The sequence below is a fragment of the Desertihabitans aurantiacus genome, assembly GCF_003344635.1.
GTDB classification, from domain to species: Bacteria; Actinomycetota; Actinomycetes; order Propionibacteriales; family Propionibacteriaceae; genus Desertihabitans; species Desertihabitans aurantiacus.
The window spans coordinates 1-3,401 of record NZ_QPKK01000338.1 but is presented as its reverse complement, the minus strand read 5'-3'; the positions used below and the strand labels follow the sequence as shown (position 1 = coordinate 3,401).

The following is a 3,401-nucleotide window of genomic DNA, read 5'->3' as shown; positions in this document are numbered from 1 at the left end:
CTCGGCCGCCTCCTCGCCGGCCGCGCCGACCCCCACCCCCTCGCCGACCCCCACCCCGACGCCGTCACCGACCCCGACGCTGCCGGAGGTGCGCTCGCCCGACGCGCTGCCGGCCTACATGGCCGAGGAGCTCGACCGCGACCTCACCATCACCCGTGAGCGGCTGCAGAGCGAGACCGACGACTACGAACGGTGGGAGGTCAGCTACCCCAGCGGCGACCTCACCATCACCGGCATCCTGCTGGTGCCCGAGGGCGAGGGCCCCTTCCCGGCGGTGGTGCTCAACCACGGCCACATCGACCGCGACCGCTACTGGAGCGGGCAGGGCGTCCCGCGCGAGCAGGAGCACCTGGCCGAGCAGGGCTTCGTCGTGCTGCACACCGACTACCGCGGGCACGCCGGCAGCGACGACACCGACGAGGTCGACCACACCCTGCGGGTCGGCTACGTGCGGGACGCCGTGAACGCCGCCATCGCGCTCGGCAACGAGGACGTCGTCGACCCCGACCGGGTGGGCATGGTCGGCCGTTCGATGGGCGGCGGGGTGACCCTCGGCGTGGCCGTCACCCACCCGGAGGTGATCGACGCCGCCGTGGTGTACGCCTCGGTCAGCTCGCTCTACCTCGACAACTTCCGCCGCTGGGAGCTGCCCGAGCGCTCCGGCACCGCCCAGGAGGTGTACGAGGAGTACGGCGACCCCGAGGAGAGCCCGGAGTTCTACGCCGACCTGTCCCCGCGGACCTTCTTCGACCGGATCGCCGCGGCCGACCTCCCGGTGCAGATCCACCACGGGGTGCAGGACGACACCTGCCCCGTCGAGTGGGCCCGGGCCACCGAGGCCTCGCTGGAGGGGGCCGGTGTGCGCACCGAGACCCACTACTACGAGGACGAGGGGCACACCTTCGAGGCGGGGTGGCAGACCTCGATCGAGCGCACGGTGTCCTTCCTGGAGCAGAGCTTCGAGGACTGAGCCGGGCGCAGGGTGCAGACTGGGCAGGTGCCTCGTTTCCTGTCCGCCCGACCCGACTCCCGTCTGATCCCGCTGCCGTGGTCGACCCCGCTGGCGGACTGGCCGACCGAGCACCTGGTGGCCCTGCCCCGAGGCATCTCCCGCCACGTCGTCCGCTTCATCAAGGTCGGCTCGGACGTCTACGCCGCCAAGGAGGTGCTGGAGCACCTGGCGCTGCACGAGTACCGGCTGCTGCACGACCTGACCCGGCTGGCCACCCCCTCGGTGGTCCCGGTCGGCGTGGTCACCGGCCGGGTGGGGCCGGACGGGCCACTCGACCCCGTGCTGCTCACGCAGCACCTGCAGTTCTCGCTGCCCTACCGCTCGCTGTTCGCCCCCGGCGTCCGGCCGGAGACGGTCAGCCGGCTGCTGGACGCGATGGTGGTGCTGCTGGCCCGGCTGCACCTGACCGGCTTCCTGTGGGGCGACGTGTCGCTGTCGAACTGCCTGTTCCGGCGCGACGCCGGCTCCTTCGCCGCCTACCTGGTGGACGCCGAGACCGGTGAGCTGCACGACACCCTCACCGACGGACAGCGCGCCCACGACCTGCAGATCGCCCGGACGAACCTGTTCGGCGAGTTCAGCGACCTCGAGGCCGGCGGCCTGCTGGACGAGGCGCTGGACCCCCAGCAGCTGGTCGACACCATCGAATCCCGCTACCGCGAGCTGTGGGACGAGCTGACCGGGGTCGAGGAGTTCGACCAGTCCGAGATGCACCGGATCGAGGGCCGGGTGCGCCGGCTCAACGCGCTCGGCTTCGACGTGGCCGAGCTCGACATCGTCACCGACCTGGACGGCTCCACCGTGCGGATCCAGCCCAAGGTGGTCGACGCCGGGCACCACTCCCGCCGGCTGCTTCGGCTGACCGGGCTGGACACCGAGGAGAACCAGGCCCGCCGGCTGCTCAACGACCTCGACACCTTCCGGGCCCGCACCGACCAGCAGGGCGCGGACGAGGCGATCGTGGCGCACCAGTGGCTGACCACGAACTTCGAACCCGTGATCGCCGCGGTGCCGACCGACCTGCGCGCCAAGCGGGATGCCGCCGAGATCTTCCACGAGGTGCTGGAGTACCGGTGGTACTCCTCGGAGCGGGCCGGCTACGACATCGGCCTGATGGAGGCCGCCCAGGGCTACGTGGACAACGTGCTGCGCACGCTGGAGGACGAGGCGATGGCCGCCGCGCCGCTGCCCGAACGGCGGCTGGCCAACCCCTACGACCCCTCCCAGGGCTTCGCCGAGGACACCGACCAGGCCCCCTACGACCCGTGGGAGGCCGAGGCCGAGGAGGTCGACGTCCGGGCCGGCTCGTTCCTCGACATCGACGCGCTGCGGCGGTCCCGCGGCTGAGGCCGTCCCGGCGGTTGGAGGCCGTCGGGCAGACTGGGCGTCCCCGACCCTGAGGAGGTCGCCATGGACGTCGCCACCCTGGTCGTCGTCGTTCTCGTCGTCGCCGTCGTGCTGGTGCTGCTGGTGCTGCTGCGGCTCACCGCCGTCTTCACGGTGCGGACGCAGGAGAACGTCATCGTCGAGCGCTTCGGCAAGTTCGTCCGGGTCGCCGGACCCGGGTTGAACTTCAAGCTGCCCTTCGTCGACCGCACCACCGCCCCGATCTCGCTGCGGGTGCAGCAGCTCGAGGTCAACATCGAGTCCAAGACGCGCGACAACGTCTTCGTCACGGTGCCGGTCGCGGTGCAGTACGTGATCCCCGAGGGCAACGTGCGCGACGCCTTCTACCGGCTCTCCGACCCGACCGCGCAGATCCGCTCCTACGTCTTCGACGTGGTCCGCTCCGCGCTGTCCGGGCTCAACCTCGACGACGCCTTCGAGTCCAAGGACGACATCGCCACCTCGGTGGAGCGGACGCTGTCCAACCAGATGCGCGAGTACGGCTTCGAGATCGTCAACACCCTGGTCACCGACATCTCCCCCGACCAGCGCGTCCGCGACTCGATGAACTCCATCAACGCCGCCCAGCGCGACCGGGTGGCCGCGCAGTCGCTGGCCGAGGCCGACAAGATCAAGCGGGTCACCCAGGCCGAGGCCGAGGCCGAGGCGAAGCGGCTGCAGGGCGTCGGCGTGGCCGCCCAGCGCAAGGCGATCGCCGAGGGCATCGCCGACCAGTACGAGCTGCTGCGCCAGGCCGGCATCGAGGACACCGCCGAGCAGCTGCTGCTGATGACGCAGTACTTCGACACCCTGCAGGACGTGGCCCGCAACGGCCGGTCCAACGTGCTCTACCTGCCGTCCAACCCGGGTGCGGTGGGCAGCATGTTCGACGAGATCCGCAACAGCCTGCTGATCTCCAAGGGCGCCGAACCCGCCCTCACCGGCAGCGGTGCCCCGGCCGGTGACGAGCCGCCGGCGCGGCGGACCCCCGAACCGCCACGCG

General features: G+C 71.4%; 3 protein-coding genes. All 3 read left to right on the top strand.

Going from position 1 to position 3,401, the window contains the following annotated elements; translation table 11 throughout:
- A partial coding sequence (locus DVA66_RS18470; RefSeq protein WP_114561347.1) for an alpha/beta hydrolase family protein occupies positions 1-970 on the top strand: 970 nt, incomplete at its 5' end.
- 27 nt (positions 971-997) lie between these two features.
- A complete protein-coding gene (locus DVA66_RS18465; protein ID WP_114561346.1) occupies positions 998-2,359 on the top strand; it encodes a DUF4032 domain-containing protein in 1,362 nt (453 codons plus the stop codon).
- A 63-nt stretch (positions 2,360-2,422) separates the two neighbouring features.
- The coding region (locus DVA66_RS18460; RefSeq protein WP_157974122.1) for an SPFH domain-containing protein at positions 2,423-3,401 on the top strand (979 nt) is incomplete at its 3' end.